We start from the raw sequence: 16,588 nt of genomic DNA on the forward strand, positions 1-16,588 counted from the left end.
GCCGTAGCGTACGCTACGGCTGGGCTCGTGACGCAATGAAAGACCTGACCCCGGATTAGAGCTTGCGCTTGAGGTAGAGTGGCAGCAGCCACCAGGCGCTCAGGATCAGCAGTGCCATCAGGGCGGCGGCGATCAGGCCCACTGTCGCGCCGAACACTTCCGAAATCACCAGGTCGGTCCCCAGCACCAGGGCCACCGCCAATGCCAGCGCGCCGGCGACGATCTGGCGCGTGGCGATGCGCTTGAATTTGGCGCGGTCTTTTAATGGCCTCAGCAAGCGATGCTGGATCGCCGGGGCGCTCAACAGCACCAGACTGGTCAGCGACAGGAAGAAGGTCGCCAGGAACAGCAGCTTCTCCAGGTGCACGATCTGCGCAAACCCCGCATTGAACGGCAGGATGATCAGGAACGCCGACAGCATCTGCGCCCCCGGCAGCAGGATGCGCATCTCGCTCAGCATGTCGGAGAAGTCGCCGTCGTCGCGCTCGTCGCTTTGCTGGTCGTCGTCCGGCACCCCGTTCATGGCACCAGGATGGTGGAGCCGGTGGTCTTGCGCGCCTCCAGGTCGCGGTGCGCCTGCTGTACCTCGGCCAAGGCGTAGCGCTGGCGGATGTCGATCTTGACTTCGCCGCTGCCGACCACGCCGAACAGCGATCTGGCCGACGCTTCCAGGTCTTCGCGCTTGGCCATGTAGGCCATCAGCGACGGACGGGTGATGAACAGCGAGCCGCGGCTGGCCAGTTCCGTCAGGCTGAACGGCGGCACCGGCCCGGAAGCGTTGCCGAAGCTGACCATCATGCCCAGCGGTTGCAAACAGTCCAGCGAGCCGATGAAGGTGTCCTTGCCGATCGAGTCGTACACCACGGTGACGCCCTTGCCGTCGGTGAGTTCCTTGACGCGCTCGGTGAAGTTTTCCTGGTTGTAGTTGATGACGTGGCTGGCGCCGTTTTCGATCGCCAGCGCGGCCTTTTCTTCCGAGCCGACGGTGCCGATCAGGTTGACGCCCATCACCCGCGCCCACTGGCAGGCGATCAGGCCGACGCCGCCGGCCGCGGCATGGAACAGGATGGTGTCGCCGGCCTTCAGCGGCACGGTGCGGTGGAACAGGTATTGCACCGTCAGGCCCTGCAGCATCATGGCGGCGGCGGTGTCGAATTCGATGTTCTTCGGCAGCAGCAGCAATTGCGAGGCGGGGATGTTGCGCGCTTCCGCATACGATCCGAGCGGACGGCCGCCATAGGCCACGCGGTCGCCGGCCTTGAAGTCGGTGACGCCCTCGCCCACCTCCTCCACCACGCCGGCGCCCTCGACGCCCAGCGCACCCGGCATCGGTTGCGGATACAGGCCGGTGCGGTGGTAGACGTCGATGTAGTTCAGGCCGATGGCTGCATGGCGCATCCGCACCTCGCCCGGGCCGGGCGGCGGCAGGTCGACCTCCACCAGTTCCATGACTTCGGGACCGCCGACGCGGTTGATGCGGATTGCCTTGACCATGATGCCTCCTCAGTTGGCTGCTTGTTGCTGAAGCTGTGACAGTACCAGATGTGCCGACGCCACGTTGGTCGCGCACGGCGTGTTGTGCACGTCGCAGGCGCGCACCAGGGCGTTGATGTCCGGTTCGTGCGGCTGCGGCGTCATCGGATCACGCAGGAAGATCACGCAGTCGATCTCGCCCTGGACCAGCATGGAGCCGATCTGCAGGTCGCCGCCGAAGGGACCGGAGTGTTTGCGCTCGACCACCAGGCCCAGCTCGTTCACCAGGCGGCCGCCGGTGGTGCCGGTGGCGACCAGCTGGCAGCCGGCCAGGAAGGCTTTGTATTCGCCGGCCAGCGCGATCATGTCGTCTTTTTTCTTGTCGTGCGCGATCAGGGCAATGCGGTATTTCATCTCTAGATCCTATTTGTTTTTGGACAGCAGATAGATCCCGGCCAGCACCAGCGCGGTGCCGCCCAACTGCCAGGAGGTGACGGGCTCGCCCAGCAGCAGCGCGCCCAGAAACAGCGTTGAGACGGGGCCGATCATACCAGCCTGCGAGGCCACGCCGGCGCCGATGCGCTCGACCGCGAACATGGTCATGAACACCGGCATCACCGTGCACAGGATGCCGTTGACCAGCGACAGGCCGTACACCTGCATCGGCTGGATCAGCATGGACGCCGGCCGCAGCACGAAGAACTGGCCGACGCAGGCGACGGTCGACACGCACATCGCATACGACACCAGCCGCAACGAGCCGAGCCGCTTGACCATTTCGCCGGACAGCAGCAGGTAGGCGGCGTAGGCGGCGGCCGAACCGGTCACCAGGGTGGCGCCCAGCGCGACGTTGCCGCCGCCCTGCAGATCGTGCAGGAACACCAGCACGATGCCGAGGTAGGAGGTCAGCAGCGCCCACCACTGCTTGCGGCTGATGTGCTGCTTGAGCACGGTGGCGCTGATCAGCAGCACGAAGGTGGGCGTGAGAAACAGGATCAAACGCTCCAGGCCGACGGTGATGTATTGCAGGCCGAGGAAGTCGAGGAAGCTGGACAGATAGTAGCCGACCAGGCCCATGCCGACGATGCGCCAGCGGTCGGCGCGGCTGAGCGGCGCGCCGACGCGCATCTTCCAGACGGCGACGGCGGCGAACACCGGCAGCGAGAACAGCATGCGGAAGGCGATCAGCGTGACGGCGTCGATGTGGTAGCGGTACAGCAGCTTGGCGACAATGGCCTTGGTCGAAAACAGTACCGCCCCGCCGACGGCGATGCCCAGGCCGCCCAGATACGCGGCGCGCGCCGGAGCGCTGTGTGTGATGCTTTTGTCCATGGCGCAATTGTAAAGCCTCACGCCGCCCCCCCGCTCGGCGCCGCCGTTCTGGAGCCGTCTCTAACTGATTGGTGATAGGCTGTGCATGGCAGGATGTGCCAGGGGTGGCGGCGGTTTTTGGCGGCCCGCTTATGCTAGAATACCGCCCTCACCGCTCCCCAACGATTACCAACGAAATAAGCGCCGAAGGAAGACCGAACATGGCTGGACACAGCAAATGGGCCAATATCAAGCACAAAAAGGCAGCAACTGACGCGAAACGCGGCAAGATCTGGACTCGCCTGATCAAGGAAATCACCGTGGCCGCACGCATGGGCGGCGGTGATGCTGCCGCCAACCCGCGTCTGCGCCTGGCGATGGACAAGGCCGCCGACGCCAATATGCCGAAGGATAACGTGCAGCGCGCGATCACCCGCGGCACCGGCGGCGAAGATGGCGCCAACTACGAGGAAGTCCGCTACGAAGGCTACGGCATCGGCGGCGCGGCCATCATCGTCGACTGCATGACCGACAACCGCGTGCGTACCGTGGCCGAAGTGCGTCACGCCTTCAGCAAGCATGGCGGCAACATGGGCACCGAGAACTCGGTCTCGTTCCTGTTTACCCACTGCGGCCAGTTCCTGTTCGCGCCCGGCACCGATGAAGCCGCGCTGATGGACGCCGCGCTGGAAGCCGGTGCCGACGACGTGGTCACCGACGAGGAAGGCGGCATCGAGGTGGTCTGCAACCCGCACGATTTCGCCAACGTCAAGGACGCGCTGGAAGCCAAGGGCTTCAAGGCCGAAGTGGCCGAGATCATCATGAAGCCGGCCACCGAGACCGTCTTCACCGGCGAAGACGCGCTCAAGATGCAGAAGCTGCTGGACGCCCTGGAAAACCTGGACGACGTGCAGGAAGTGTATTCCAACGCGGTGATTCAAGACTAACGAGGATTTATGAAAATTTTGGTAGTCGGCTCCGGCGGCCGTGAACATGCGCTGGCCTGGAAACTCGCGCAATCCGAGCGCGTTCAGATGGTGTACGTGGCCCCCGGCAACGGCGGCACCGCACGCGATGCGCGCCTGGTCAACGTCAACATCACGGATCTGCATGAACTGGCCAACTTCGTCGAGCAGGAGCACATCGGCCTGACCGTGGTCGGTCCGGAAGTGCCGCTGGCCGCCGGCATCGTCAACCTGTTCCGCGCGCGCGGCCTGAAGATCTTCGGCCCGACGAGGGAAGCGGCGCAGCTGGAGTCGTCGAAGGACTTCGCCAAGGCCTTCATGCACCGCCACGGCATCCCGACCGCCAAATACCAGACCTTCTCGGACGTGGCGCAAGCCCACGACTACGTCAACGCCAACGGCGCGCCCATCGTCATCAAGGCCGACGGCCTGGCCGCCGGCAAGGGCGTGGTGGTGGCCCTGACGCTGGACGAAGCGCACCAGGCGATCGACGACATGCTGGCCGATAACCGCTTCGGCGACGCCGGCGCGCGCATCGTGATCGAGGAATTCCTGGCCGGCGAGGAGGCCAGCTTCATCGTCATGTGCGACGGCAAAAACGTGCTGCCGCTGGCCACCAGCCAGGATCACAAGCGCCTGAAGGACAACGACCAGGGCCCGAACACCGGCGGCATGGGCGCCTATTCGCCGGCGCCTATCGTCACGCCGTCGATGCACGCGCGCGTGATGCGCGAGATCATCAACCCGACCATCGCCGGCATGGCGAAGGACGGCATCGTCTTCACCGGCTTCCTGTACGCCGGCCTGATGATCGACGCGCAGGGCAATCCGCGCACGCTGGAATTCAACTGCCGCATGGGCGATCCGGAGACGCAGCCGATCATGTCGCGTCTGAAGACCGACCTGCTGGGCGTGATGGAACATGCCGTCAACGGCACCCTGGACCAGGTGGAACTGGAATGGGACCGCCGCACCGCCGTCGGCGTGGTGCTGGCCGCCGAGGGCTACCCCGAGACGCCGAAGAAAGGCGCCGTCATCGATGGCATCCCGGCCGAGACGCCGGAAGCGGTGACCTTCCACGCCGGCACCGCCGACGTGGGCGGCCAGCTGCAGGTGACCGGCGGCCGCGTGCTGTGCGTGGTGGGCCTGGGCGATTCCGTCAAGCTGGCGCAGAAGCAGGCCTACGAGGCGGTCGACCAGATTTCGTTCGAAGGCATGCAGTGCCGCCGTGATATCGGCTGGCGCGGTCTGAAGCACTAAGATGTCGTCCGCCCCCAACACCGCCGCGGTCAAGGCCTGGCTGCAGGAACTGCAAAGCCGCATCGTGCAGGCGCTGGAAGCCGTCGACGGCAAGGCATTCCTGCGCGATGAATGGCAGCGCGCCGAAGGCGGCGGCGGCATCTCGCGCCTGGTCGAAGAAGGCAACGTGATCGAACGCGGGGGCGTCAACTTCTCGCACGTGCAGGGCGCCAAGCTGCCGGCGTCGGCCGCGGCGCATCGTCCCGACCTGGGCGGCAAGCCGTGGGAGGCGATGGGCGTGTCGCTGGTGATCCATCCGCGCAATCCGTACGCGCCGACGGTGCACATGAACGTGCGCTTCTTCAGCACCACCAACGCCAACGACGAACCGGTGTGGTGGTTCGGCGGCGGCATGGACCTGACGCCGTACTACGGCAACCGGCAGGACGTGAAGCACTTCCACCAGACCTGCCACGACGCGCTGGCGCCGTTCGGCGCCGATCTGCACGGCCGCTTCAAGAAATGGTGCGACGAGTATTTCTACCTGAAGCACCGCCAGGAGGCGCGCGGCGCCGGCGGCATCTTCTTCGACGATTTCAACGAGGTGGACTTCGAGCAGGCTTACGCCATGACGCAAAGCGTCGGCGACGCCTTCCTCAAGGCCTACCTGCCGATCCTGGAACAGCGCAAGGACACGCCATACGGCGAGCGCGAACGCGACTTCCAGGCGTACCGGCGCGGCCGCTATGTCGAATTCAACCTGGTGTTCGACCGCGGCACGCTGTTCGGCCTGCAGTCGGGCGGCCGCACCGAGGCGATCCTGATGTCGATGCCGCCCATCGTCAAATGGCGCTATCGCTGGGAGCCCGAGGCCGGATCGCCGGAAGCGGCGCTGTACACCGACTTCCTGCCGCACCGCGACTGGCTGACCGCATAACGATGGCCTTCCGTGTCGCACTGCTGGGAGGCAGCTACGATCCGGTGCACGATGGCCATGTCGCGTTGGGCGAATACTTCGCCAACCTGCTGCAAGTCGATCAGTTGCGCGTGATCCCCACCGGTATGCCGTGGCAGAAGGCCACGCTGAAGGCATCGGCGCGGCAGCGCGCCGACATGGTGGCGCTGGCCTTCGCCGGCCGCGCCTACAGCGTCAAGGTCGACTTCCAGGAGATCGAGCGCGCCGCGCAGGGCCTGCCGACCTACACCATCGACACGCTGCGCAATCTGCGCGATGAACTGGGGCCGCAAGCCTCGCTCGCGTTCCTGATGGGCGCCGACCAGTTGCAGCGGCTGGACACCTGGCGCGAATGGCAATCGCTGTTCAGCCATGCCCACTTCTGCGTGGCGGCGCGGCCCGGCTTCGACCTGGCCACGCTGCCGCCCGCAGTCGAGCAGGCGTTCTCCAGCCGACTGGGAACGCCCGAACAAATCCGTAACACGCCGCACGGTCTGACTTATCTGGCACGGGACTTCGCGGTGGATATCTCTGCCACCCAGATACGTGCGGCATTACAACGGGGGGAGAAGGCGGACTCGCTTATCCCGCCGCTAGTGCTAGACTATATTGAACAACACCATCTATACAGAAGCTAATGGACATCAAAAAACTACAAACCCTCGTCGTTGACGCCCTTGAAGACGTCAAGGCACAAGACATCGTCCTGTTCGACACGACCCACCTCACCAGCCTGTTCGACCGCATCGCGATTGCTTCCGGTACCTCCAACCGTCAGACCAAGGCGCTGGCCGCCTCGGTGCGCGACAAGGTCAAGGAAAACGGCGGCGAAGTCTACGGCATGGAAGGCGAGGACACCGGTGAATGGGTGCTGGTCGACCTGGGCGACATGATCGTCCACATCATGCAGGCGCCGATCCGCGCCTACTACCGCCTGGAAGAAATCTGGGGCGACAAGCCGGTCAAGCTGGGCGCCGCCAAGCGCAAGGGCACCAAGGAAGCGGCCGAGGCGGAACCGAAGAAGATCAGCACCCACCTGGCCGCCGGCAAGAAGGTCGCCGCCGCCGAAGCCGTGGTCGAGAAGAAGGCGCCGGCACGCAAGCCGGCCGCCGCCAAGACCACCGCCACCGCCGCGACCAAAAAAGCCGCCGCCAAGCCGGCCGCCGTCCCGGCCGGCAAGAAGGTGAAAGTCGGCGCGCCGAAGGCGACTGTCGCCGCGGTCGCCGCCGTGAAAGCCGCCAAGGCCGCCAACCCGCGCGCCGCCAAGCCGAAGGCTGACGAGGCACCGGCCAAGACCGTCATCAAGCGCATCAAGAAGCCGGCAGCGGAGTAATTCCGCATGCAGCTGATTATCGCTGCGGTCGGCCATAAAATGCCGGCCTGGATCGAAAGCGGTTTTGCCGAGTACGTGAAGCGCATGCCGCCCGAACTGAAGATCGTGCTGAAAGAGATCAAGCCGGTCGAACGCTCGGGCAGCAAGACCGCCGCCACCGCGATGGCGCTGGAACGCGAGCGCATCGAGGCGGCGCTGCCGAAATCGGTGCGCATCATCGCGCTGGACGAGCGCGGCAAGGACCTGACCTCGGTCGGCCTGTCGCAGCAGCTGGAAGCCTGGCAGCAGGATGGCCGCGACACCGCCTTCCTGATCGGCGGCGCCGACGGCCTCGATCCCGGCCTGAAGGCGCGCGCGGAAGGCTTGATCCGCATTTCCAGCATGACGCTGCCGCACGGGATGGTGCGCGTGATGCTGGCCGAGCAGCTGTACCGCGCGTGGACCATCACGCAGAACCATCCTTATCACCGCGTATAAAGAACAAGATGAAGCCGGTCGAAAAGAAGATTTACCTCGCCTCCAAGAGTCCGCGCCGGCGCGAGCTGCTGCGCCAGGTCGGCATCGATTTCGAGCTGCTGCTGCTGCGCAGCGACGGCCCGCGCGGCCCCGACGTGACCGAGGAAGTGCTGCCCGGCGAAGCGCCGCTCGACTACGTGGCGCGCGTGGCCAGGGAAAAGGCCGCGTTCGCGGCCGACATCATCAGCAAGCGCCGCATGGCGCCGCGGCCGGTGCTGGCGGCCGACACCACCGTCACCATCGACGGCGCCATCCTCGGCAAGCCGGCCAACGTGGCCGAGGCCACCGCCATGCTGCAGCAGCTGTCGGGCCGCACGCACCAGGTGCTGACCTCCATCGCCGTGCAGGCCGGCGCGTTCTCTGGCCAGATCACGCAGGTATCGGAGGTGCGTTTCGGCGTGCTGTCGCCGGCCGCCATCGCGGCGTATTGCGCCTCGCCTGAACCGTACGACAAGGCCGGCGCCTACGGCATCCAGGGACCGGCCGCGCAGTTCATCGAACACATCGCCGGCAGCCATTCCGGCATCATGGGCCTGCCCATCTACGAGACCGTGCAGCTGCTGCGCCAGGCGGGTTTGCCGCTGCTCTGAGTCCGTGTATGATCGGGGCATGAACGAAGATATCCTGATCAACATCACACCGCAGGAAACCCGCGTCGCCCTCATCGTGCAGGGCGCCGTGCAGGAACTCCACATCGAACGCACGCTCACGCGCGGGCTGGCCGGCAACGTCTACTCCGGCAAGGTGGTGCGCGTGCTGCCCGGCATGCAGTCGGCCTTCATCGACATCGGCCTGGAACGCGCGGCCTTCCTGCACGTGGCCGACATCTGGGAAGCGCGTCCGCACGACGGTCCGCCCGGCGCCGCGCCGACGCCGATCGAGAAGCTGCTGTTCGATGGCCAGGTGCTGACCGTGCAGGTGATCAAGGACCCGATCGGCACCAAGGGCGCGCGCCTGTCGACGCAGATTTCCATCGCCGGCCGCATGCTGGTGTATCTGCCGCAGGATAACCACATCGGCATCTCGCAAAAGATAGAGAACGAGGCCGAGCGCGAAGCGCTGCGCGCACGCCTGCAAAGCCTGCTGCCCAAGGAAGAGAAAGGCGGCTACATCGTGCGCACCCAGGCCGAGGACGCGTCGGACGCCGACATCGCGGCCGACGTCGAATACCTGCGCAAGACCTGGGCCGCGATCACCCATGGCGCGCGCACGCGGCCGGCCACCACCCTGCTGCACCAGGACTTGAATCTGGCGCAGCGCGTGCTGCGCGACTTCGTGCACGACGAGACGGCCACCATCCAGGTCGACTCGCGCGAGAACTACCTCAACCTGCAGGAGTTCGGCAAGGCGTACACGCCGGGCGTGCTGCCGCGTCTGCACCACTACACCGGCGAGCGGCCGCTGTTCGACCTGTACGGCGTGGAGGAAGAGATCCTGCGCGCGCTGGGCCGGCGCGTGGACCTGAAGTCGGGCGGCTATCTGATCGTCGACCAGACCGAGGCGATGACCACCATCGACGTCAACACCGGCGGCTTCGTCGGCGGGCGCAATTTCGCCGACACCATCTTCAAGACCAACCTGGAGGCGGCGCACGCGATCGCGCGCCAGCTGCGGCTGCGCAACCTGGGCGGCATCATCATCCTCGACTTCATCGACATGGAGAACACCGAGCACCGCCAGGCCGTGCTGCAGGAACTGAAGAAGGCACTGGCGCGCGACCGCACCAAGGTGTCGGTCAGCGGCTTCTCGGCGCTGGGCCTGGTGGAAATGACGCGCAAGCGCACGCGCGAATCGCTGGCCCACATCCTGTGCGAGCCGTGCCCGGCCTGCCTGGGCCGCGGCCAGGTGAAGACCTCGCGCACCATCTGCTATGAAATCCTGCGCGAGCTGCTGCGCGAAGCCAAGCAGTTCAACCCGCGCGAGTTCCGCATCCTCGCCTCGCAGGAAGTGGTGGACCTGTTCCTGGAAGAGGAATCGCAGCACCTGGCGATGCTGGGCGATTTCATCGGCAAGAAGATCTCGCTGCAGGTGGAGAACTCCTACCACCAGGAGCAGTACGACGTGATCCTGATGTAGTGCTTACGCCTTGTCGCGCTCGGCCTGCTGGGCGCGCGCGTAACTTTCCATTACCGCCGCGTAGTTCGGCGCCACCAGGCCGTACAGCTGCGCCAGATCGGCCGCTTCCGGCCGCGCCCAGGTGCGGTGCATCTCCGACAGCAGGGCGTTGGTGCTGGTCGGCCTGACCCCGCCCTGGACGAAACGCGCCAGCGACACGCGCGAGGCCATCTCGCTCGGATCGCCGGAAGCGTCGATCACCGCATACACTGCGTAGCCGGCGGCCACCGCGTCGAGCGCCGGGAACATCACGCAGACGCTGGTCCAGACGCCGGCCATCACCAGCGTCTTGCGGCCGGTGGCGCGCACCTGGGCGACGAAATCCTCATTGTCCCAGGCGTTGACCTCCCCCTTGCGCGGCACGTACACGGCATGCTCGGCATAGCGGTGAATTTCCGGCATCAGCGGGCCGTTGCTGCCGGCCGGCTCCGAGGCGGTGGTGATCACCGGGATTTTCAGCAGGGTGCACAGTTTGGCGATCATCTCCACATTGCGCCGCAGGTCGGCGACGGCGATGTCCTTGACCGTCTGGAACAGGCCGGACTGGTGATCGAGCAGCAGCACCACGGTATCGGCGGGGTCCAGCAGCGCGGCGCCGCCGCCGGTGGACAGCACACTGGTTTTCGCCTGCGTAGTCGTTGGCATCTTCGTTTCTCCTTGGTTGGGTTGGTCAAGCCGCCGTGCGGCAGCGAGGGTTCAGATTGCCTGAATCCGTCGCCACCGTGGCGGCCCGGCCCGAAGATGGCGCCGCGTTTATCCCCCGGAATGGGGGACGGTCGGCCGTTATCCGGAGGGCAGCGGTGCGCCGGCTGTGATCTCTTCCAGCCTAACGTCGAGCTACAGCAGCGGTCGGCGCGTCGCGGGGCGTGATCCAGTTTTGCGTGGCGTCGAAAGGTGTTGCGGACTTAAAGCGGATTATCAGCCGCTAGCGGCGGGCGTAGGATGGCTGCATTCAACCACACTCGAAAGGATGCACCATGAAAATCGATCTGACCGGCAAAACCGCCATCGTCACCGGCTCCACCCGCGGCATCGGCTACGCCATCGCCGCCGGACTGGCCGGCGCCGGCGCCACCGTGGTGATCACCGGCCGCAAGCAGGCCGACGTCGACCAGGCCCTGGCCACGCTGCGTGGCAGCATTCCCGGCGCGCAGGTGCGCGGGGTCGCGGCCGACCTGTCCAACGCCGCCGGCTTCACCGCCCTGCAGGCGGCCGAGCCACAGGCCGATATCCTGGTCAACAACGTCGGCGTATTCAACCTGCAGCCGTTCGCCGAGATCCCCGACGAGGAATGGACCCGCATGTTCGAGGTCAACGTGATGTCCGGCGTGCGCGCCAGCCGCGCCTACCTGCCCGGCATGCAGCACAAGAACTGGGGCCGCATCGTCTTCATCTCGTCCGAATCCGGCCTGGCCATCCCGGCCGACATGATCCACTACGGTTTCAGCAAGACCGGCAACCTGGCCGTCTCGCGCGGCCTGGCCAAGAGCCTGGCCGGCACCGGCATCACCGTCAACGCCGTGCTGCCCGGCCCCACCCTGTCGGACGGCGTGCAGCACCTGGTGGCGCCCGGCGCGGACTACGCCACCGCCGAACGCGAAGCCAACGCCTTCGTCAAGGCTCACCGCGCCAGCTCGATCATCCAGCGCGTGGCGACGCCGGAGGAAGTGGCCAATATGGTGGTCTACGTGTGCTCGCCGCAAGCCTCGGCCACCACCGGCGCGGCACTGCGGGTGGATGGTGGCGTGGTGGATACGATCGGCTGATCTCGGGGTTGCACTGTCAAAACCTTGTGCTATATTCAATGAACAATACACAACAAGGAGACAGTATGATCAACAAACGTCAGTTTGCAGCACTCTGTTTTTTCCTTCCCTGCGCATTCGCGCAGGGCGCCAATCCGGAACAGGTGCCGCCCCCGGCGCCGGCGGTCGGCGATTCCTGGACTTACCAATACACCGATGTGTGGAAAGGCACGACCGGCAACATCAACCGGCTCGAGGTCAACGCCATCGATGATGCCGGCATCCACGTCGACATCAAGCGCGCCGCCAGTGGCGCGCTGGTAGGCCGGCAGTTGTTCAGTCCCGAGATGAATCCTGTCGAACGCGGCAACATCCACTTCGCCCCGGCCTTTGCCCGCTACGCGTTTCCGCTGGCGCCCGGCAAGGAATGGAGCAGCTCGGTGGACGGCGACAATCCCAAGCTCAACAAGCACCTGCACTACAACATCAAGGGCAAGGTGCTGGACTGGGAAAAAGTGAAGGTGCCGGCCGGCGAGTTCGACGCGCTGAAGATCGTGGTCGATGCGCAGTACGGCGCCGACGGCAGCCAGGAAGGCGGCCAGATGACCGAAACCGTCTGGTTCGTGCCGGCGCTGAACAATTTCGTCAAGCTCGAGTACCGCGACGCCGACCGCCAGGGCCGGCTGTACAGCCGCGACGCCTGGGAACTGATGTCCTTCGTGCAGCAGAAAGCCAAGCCGGCCGTGGTGGCCGCCGCGGCGCGCTGAGCCGCTCCTAGGCTTCCATGGCCGCGGCCAGCTCGGCGATCGTCGCCCGCAGCTGAGTCTGGAAGCGGACCATGGAATCATCCGCGATCTGGTTGGTGTCGAAGTTGGTCCACCATTCCTCGCGCCGCTCGACCTCGTGGCCGGCGTCGGCCGCGCCGCTGAAGCGTTTGAAGGTGTCGTAAAACTCGCGGCTCTGGCACACGTAGTGGTTGAAGCGGAATTGCTCGTAGCTCGGCTCGTACTGCGGCAGATAGCCCCAGTCCACCGGCCGCATCTGCTCGTCGACCGTGCCCTGCGGCGTCACGAACACATTGCTGCAATTGCTGGCCGCCACCTTCTGGCGGCCCTTGACCAGGCTCTTGACGCGACGGTGCGCCATGAAGCTGTTGATGTCGGCGCGCATGCGGTAGTTTTCCGTGATCAGGCCGGGCGGCTCGGTCAGATGGCCCGCGCTGCCGAAATTCACGTTGTAGGCCCCCACCGCCGACACCGGCAGGAAGTTGTACGGCCACAGCGCTTCCTGCATGGTGTTGGCCTTGGTCGGGAACAGGAATTCGTCGCCGTCGATGAAGGCCATCCAGTCGACCTCGTTCATATAATTGTCGCAGGCGTGCTGGAACGCCATCAGCTGCAGGCGGTCCTGCGAATCGGTGAGGCCGATGGCGGTGATGTCGAGGCGCTTCTTCAGCTTCAGGACGATCTCGGCCGTGTTGTCGGTGCACTGGTGGGCGTAAAAATAAAACTTGCGGAAGCCGATCATGTAATGAAAGGCAAACCACTCCAGCAACCACGGGCCGCGGTTTTTCTGCATGCTGACTAAGCCCAGTATCATAGACGCCATCCACTTGAGTTGTACTGGCGCATTGTAACTTATTTGGAAATGCGCAAAATGGCCGACGCCAGCTTGGAGAAGCACGGCGTCAGATCGTTCTGCGTGGCCGCGTAGCAGTAGACGCCGACCGGCTTGGCGGCGTTGAAGCAGCGCGCCGGCGCGTCGGTGGTGTTGGCCATGCATTTGAGCGTGTCCTCGCCCTTCTCGCCGTCGGCGCCGGTGCCCACCTTCAGCGCCGAGCCCAGGCCCAGCGTGAAGATGTAGATGCCCTCGTCGCGCGATTTCGACGCCATCGCTTCCACCAGGTTGCGCGCGGCGCGGTTGACGTTGGCGTAGGTGATGGCGTTGGTCACCACCCGCGGACTGTTGGTGACGATGGGGTACTCGCGCAGCGCGGCGTCGTTGCGGTTGGCCCACAGCGGGACGTGGGCGTTGTACCAGGTTGGCAGCACCGCCGCCGCCGGCAGATTATTGGGCGTGCAGGCGCTGTCGTCGACGTCGTCGTACTGCTGGCCCAGCTTGTACAGGCCGGCCGGCGTGCCGGAGCCGTCGTCGTCGGTGTAGACCGTGCCGGGGGTCTTACAGCTGGAACTGTTCCACTCCATGTAGCTGCCGAAGGAATTGGGCGCGCCATCGGAAAAGAATACGATCACGCGCAGGTTGGAGCGATTCAGGTTGGCGGTGGGCACGCTGTTGATCTGCTGGCGCGCGGTCCACATCCCTTCCGCCGACGCGGTCGAGCCGCTGAAGGAAAATGCCTTGATGTGATTGGTCATGGTGGTGCGGTCGAAGCCGCGCGCGATCGGCCGGATCGCATCATCGACGATGGAGCCGAAGGCAAAGTGCACCAATCCCACGCGGTCGCGCTCGGCGTTGAACTGGTTGAGGAAAGTCACCGCCGAGCTGCGCACATTGGCGGCCGACGGCTGCAGCGAGCCCGAAGTGTCCAGCACCAGGATCATGTCCAGGTCCTTGCGCTTGGTCTCGGTCAGCACGCCGGGCGCCAGCGGCCCGGTCTGGAAGTTGCCGAACAAGGCGAGCGGCATGGTGGCCGAGGCGCTGACCGTCACCGTCACCTCGCTGGCGCTGAACGAGATGCCGACGTCGTTCAGGGTGGCGCTCGACATCAGGTAATTCGCGGGAAAATTCGCGTAAAAGAAGCGCTGCGCCGCCGCCCTGGCATTGGCCGCCTGCTCGGTCTGGTTGGCGCCGTTGCTGATCGCGCGCGCGGCGGCCAGCCCGGCCGCGTCGGTGGCGGCGTTGAGCTTGGCCTTGATCATGAAGCTCATGCCGGCGCTGAACACCAGGCCGACGATGGCCAGCAGGGTGGTCAGCGAGATGACGACCATCACCGTGATGCCGCCGCGTTGCTTGTGCCGATAGGTATGCATGCTCAGAACACCGTCATCGAATAAAAGTTCGGCCCCAGCGTGGGCGTGCTGAAACTGCCGAAGGTAAAGCCGCTGAAGAACATGTTGAACTTGTAAAATACCTCGACCACGTAGATCACCTCGCCGTCGAGCAACTGGCCGCTCATCAGCGATACCGCCGGCGCGGCGCTGCCGCTGGGCACCACGCAGCTGCCGGCGGTGCCGCTGGCCCAGTTACTGCACGTCCAGATCTTGCTGGTCGGCGCATAGCCGCTGACGCGGAAGCCGCGGTTGTTGACGCTGTCGTCCCAGCGGTACTGTTCCAGCACCAGGCTGCGCGTGGTGCCGCCGCTGGTCGAGCCCATGATGCGGGTGACGTAAATCATGCCGCGGTTATTCATGTCCAGCGGCGGCGCGGTGGCGGCCACCTGGCCGATGATGGTCTGGGCGTTTTCCGACAGCTGCAGCTTGCCGCGCGAGGCCAGGTTGGCCGCCTCGCGGCTCATGTTAATGATGATCATGTTGGCCTGCAGGCCGCGGGCGATGTCGATCAGCGCGATCAGCAGCACCAGCAGCACCGGCAGCAGCAGCGCGAACTCGACCGCGGCAAGGCCGGCGGCGGGACGGGGCCGGAACGCACGCATCAGAACGCCTCATTCTGCATGGTGGCGGACACGCTGAACTTGTACTGGCCGTTGGGGAACAGCGCCGCGATCAGCGGGGTCGCCAGCTTCCAGGTACAGTCCAGGCGCAGCACCACGATATCGCCGGCGCCGCCGAACATGGTGGCCGAATAGGCGCTGCTGCTGGCGTAAGTGGTGTTGTTGACGCTGATGACCGGGCTGACGGAATCGTACATGCCCATCGAATTGTTCCTGATCTGCTGCACCACCGCGAGGTAGCGCTGCTGGTTGCTGGTAGCCGGATCGGCGTCGGTACGGCCGGTGATGGCGTAGCGCGCGCCCTCGCGCACCGCGTACTGCATCACCAGCGTGGTGTAGAACACCAGGCTGTATTCGATCACGCCGATCAGCAGCAGAAACGCGATCGGCGCGATGATGGCCATTTCGACGACGGCCGAGCCGCGCTGGCGGCGCAGGTAAGCATTCATGTTGTTGCGTCCGTGAGACGGAATCGATGGCGAAACGGGAAATACAGGCGGAAGCGCGGCTGGCGCGGCACTGCAGACTGGCTGTGCGGCGCCGTATCGGCCGCAGGCAGCGCCACAGGAATGGGGTGACGATGAGCCATTCTAACGCGATTCATTTTGTTTCGCCTAGTTAAAAAACTCCTTCGGGGACAGACCACGATTTTGCAATTAATTACAAAATCGTGGTCTGTCCCCAGGCAGCGTAGCATGCTCTCGCTGGACAGCGCAGTCCGGGATGCGTAGACTCGATTGCGCATGCAACAACTATCGAATCGCTACTTCGCTTAGTTGGACTATATGATTTGCAAGCAGGAGACGCCCGGTGTTAATCGAAAGCACAGTCCCGCCCACCGCCAAGACGGATGGCGACGCCGTCGGCGCCTCGATGGTGTTCATCATGCGCCTGGTGCTGGCGGTGACGGCGCTGCTGACGCTGTCCGTGGCGCCGGGCGACCTCGGCAATTACCACGGGCCGCGCTCGCTGCTGAGCTGGATCATCTTCGGCGGTTACTTCCTGCACAGCCTGACCCTGCTGCTGGCCGCGCGCCGCTATCGCACGCCCTTCTTTCACGGCAAGACGGTGTACTGGATCGACCTCGGCTGGTATGCGCTGATGGTCTATTGCACCGGCGGCGGCAAGAGCTTCTTTTTCCCGTTCTTCTTTTTCGTGATCCTGACCGCCTCGTTCCAGTGGGGTTTCGACGAGGGCGCGCGCATCACCCTGGGCGCCACGCTGGCGCTGGCGCTGGCCACCTGGTTCACCGACAGCGACATCAACGTCGGCCACCTGCTGCTGCGGATTTCCTTCGTGCTGGCG

Annotated in this window: 19 protein-coding genes and 1 pseudogene; 11 read left to right on the forward strand and 9 right to left on the reverse strand. The window is 65.1% G+C overall.

The window, feature by feature from the left end:
• Positions 1–55 precede the first annotated feature (55 nt).
• The 4 genes from E4L98_RS17315 to E4L98_RS17330 are packed head-to-tail and all read right to left on the reverse strand — an operon-like array spanning position 56 to position 2,805.
• Positions 56–523, reverse strand: coding sequence for a DUF6328 family protein (locus E4L98_RS17315; RefSeq protein ID WP_135202795.1), 468 nt, complete (start codon positions 521–523; stop codon positions 56–58).
• Positions 520–1,494, reverse strand: coding sequence for a quinone oxidoreductase family protein (locus E4L98_RS17320; RefSeq protein ID WP_135202796.1), 975 nt, complete (start codon positions 1,492–1,494; stop codon positions 520–522). The genes E4L98_RS17315 and E4L98_RS17320 overlap by 4 nt, the downstream gene beginning before the upstream one ends.
• A 9-nt stretch (positions 1,495–1,503) precedes the next feature.
• On the reverse strand, positions 1,504–1,887 hold the full coding sequence (locus E4L98_RS17325; protein ID WP_135202797.1) for a methylglyoxal synthase: 384 nt from the start codon (positions 1,885–1,887) through the stop codon (positions 1,504–1,506).
• 9 nt (positions 1,888–1,896) lie between these two features.
• On the reverse strand, positions 1,897–2,805 hold the full coding sequence (locus E4L98_RS17330) for a DMT family transporter (RefSeq protein WP_135202798.1): 909 nt from the start codon (positions 2,803–2,805) through the stop codon (positions 1,897–1,899).
• Between the two features lie 200 nt (positions 2,806–3,005).
• Here E4L98_RS17330 and E4L98_RS17335 point away from each other — a divergent pair, with 200 nt between their 5' ends.
• Genes E4L98_RS17335 through rng form a run of 8 tightly spaced genes read left to right on the forward strand, consistent with a single transcriptional unit; the run spans position 3,006 to position 9,868 of the window.
• Complete coding sequence (locus E4L98_RS17335) at positions 3,006–3,731, forward strand: YebC/PmpR family DNA-binding transcriptional regulator (protein ID WP_135202799.1); 726 nt, start codon at positions 3,006–3,008, stop codon at positions 3,729–3,731.
• 9 nt (positions 3,732–3,740) lie between these two features.
• Entirely contained in the window at positions 3,741–5,009 is a 1,269-nt protein-coding gene (gene purD / locus E4L98_RS17340; protein ID WP_135202800.1) for a phosphoribosylamine--glycine ligase, read from the forward strand.
• Position 5,010: 1 nt separating this feature from the next.
• Positions 5,011–5,925 (forward strand): oxygen-dependent coproporphyrinogen oxidase, encoded by a 915-nt coding sequence (gene hemF, locus E4L98_RS17345; RefSeq protein ID WP_135202801.1) that lies wholly within the window; start codon positions 5,011–5,013, stop codon positions 5,923–5,925.
• Positions 5,926–5,927: 2 nt separating this feature from the next.
• The gene (locus E4L98_RS17350; protein ID WP_135202802.1) at positions 5,928–6,581 is read left to right on the forward strand and encodes a nicotinate-nucleotide adenylyltransferase; all 654 of its coding nucleotides are present in this window, start codon (positions 5,928–5,930) and stop codon (positions 6,579–6,581) included.
• Positions 6,581–7,276: a ribosome silencing factor gene (rsfS, locus tag E4L98_RS17355; RefSeq protein WP_135202803.1), complete on the forward strand. Its 696-nt coding sequence runs from the start codon at positions 6,581–6,583 to the stop codon at positions 7,274–7,276. The genes E4L98_RS17350 and rsfS overlap by 1 nt, the downstream gene beginning before the upstream one ends.
• A 6-nt stretch (positions 7,277–7,282) precedes the next feature.
• On the forward strand, positions 7,283–7,753 hold the full coding sequence (rlmH, locus tag E4L98_RS17360; protein WP_135202804.1) for a 23S rRNA (pseudouridine(1915)-N(3))-methyltransferase RlmH: 471 nt from the start codon (positions 7,283–7,285) through the stop codon (positions 7,751–7,753).
• An 8-nt stretch (positions 7,754–7,761) separates the two neighbouring features.
• Complete coding sequence (locus E4L98_RS17365) at positions 7,762–8,382, forward strand: Maf family protein (protein WP_135202805.1); 621 nt, start codon at positions 7,762–7,764, stop codon at positions 8,380–8,382.
• 19 nt (positions 8,383–8,401) lie between these two features.
• Positions 8,402–9,868, forward strand: a complete 1,467-nt coding sequence (rng, locus tag E4L98_RS17370; protein ID WP_135202806.1) for a ribonuclease G — start codon at positions 8,402–8,404, stop codon at positions 9,866–9,868.
• A gap of 3 nt (positions 9,869–9,871) precedes the next feature.
• On the opposite strand, the gene E4L98_RS17375 is transcribed toward rng, so the two are convergent.
• The gene (locus E4L98_RS17375) at positions 9,872–10,552 is read right to left on the reverse strand and encodes an isochorismatase family protein (protein ID WP_135202807.1); all 681 of its coding nucleotides are present in this window, start codon (positions 10,550–10,552) and stop codon (positions 9,872–9,874) included.
• Positions 10,553–10,884: 332 nt separating this feature from the next.
• Between E4L98_RS17375 and E4L98_RS17380 the strand changes: the two genes are divergently transcribed.
• Positions 10,885–11,673 carry an SDR family NAD(P)-dependent oxidoreductase gene (locus E4L98_RS17380; RefSeq protein ID WP_135202808.1) on the forward strand — a complete coding sequence of 263 codons (789 nt, stop codon included), beginning with the start codon at positions 10,885–10,887 and terminating at the stop codon, positions 11,671–11,673.
• 65 nt (positions 11,674–11,738) lie between these two features.
• On the forward strand, positions 11,739–12,419 hold the full coding sequence (locus E4L98_RS17385) for a DUF3108 domain-containing protein (protein WP_135202809.1): 681 nt from the start codon (positions 11,739–11,741) through the stop codon (positions 12,417–12,419).
• A 7-nt stretch (positions 12,420–12,426) separates the two neighbouring features.
• Here E4L98_RS17385 and E4L98_RS17390 read toward each other — a convergent pair whose 3' ends face one another.
• Genes E4L98_RS17390 through E4L98_RS17405 form a run of 4 tightly spaced genes read right to left on the reverse strand, consistent with a single transcriptional unit; the run spans position 12,427 to position 15,732 of the window.
• On the reverse strand, positions 12,427–13,251 hold the full coding sequence (locus E4L98_RS17390; RefSeq protein WP_167761361.1) for a glycosyltransferase family 2 protein: 825 nt from the start codon (positions 13,249–13,251) through the stop codon (positions 12,427–12,429).
• A gap of 38 nt (positions 13,252–13,289) precedes the next feature.
• Entirely contained in the window at positions 13,290–14,642 is a 1,353-nt protein-coding gene (locus E4L98_RS17395) for a VWA domain-containing protein (protein ID WP_135202811.1), read from the reverse strand.
• 2 nt (positions 14,643–14,644) lie between these two features.
• A complete protein-coding gene (locus E4L98_RS17400; RefSeq protein ID WP_135202812.1) occupies positions 14,645–15,265 on the reverse strand; it encodes a TadE/TadG family type IV pilus assembly protein in 621 nt (206 codons plus the stop codon).
• The gene (locus E4L98_RS17405) at positions 15,265–15,732 is read right to left on the reverse strand and encodes a TadE/TadG family type IV pilus assembly protein (RefSeq protein WP_135202813.1); all 468 of its coding nucleotides are present in this window, start codon (positions 15,730–15,732) and stop codon (positions 15,265–15,267) included. The genes E4L98_RS17400 and E4L98_RS17405 overlap by 1 nt, the downstream gene beginning before the upstream one ends.
• Positions 15,733–16,093: 361 nt before the next feature.
• Between E4L98_RS17405 and E4L98_RS17410 the strand changes: the two are divergent.
• Positions 16,094–16,588, forward strand: a pseudogene (locus E4L98_RS17410) (sensor histidine kinase); the annotation flags it as partial.

It is taken from the genome of Duganella callida, from assembly GCF_004614165.1.
GTDB classification, from domain to species: domain Bacteria; phylum Pseudomonadota; class Gammaproteobacteria; order Burkholderiales; family Burkholderiaceae_D; genus Rugamonas; species Rugamonas callida.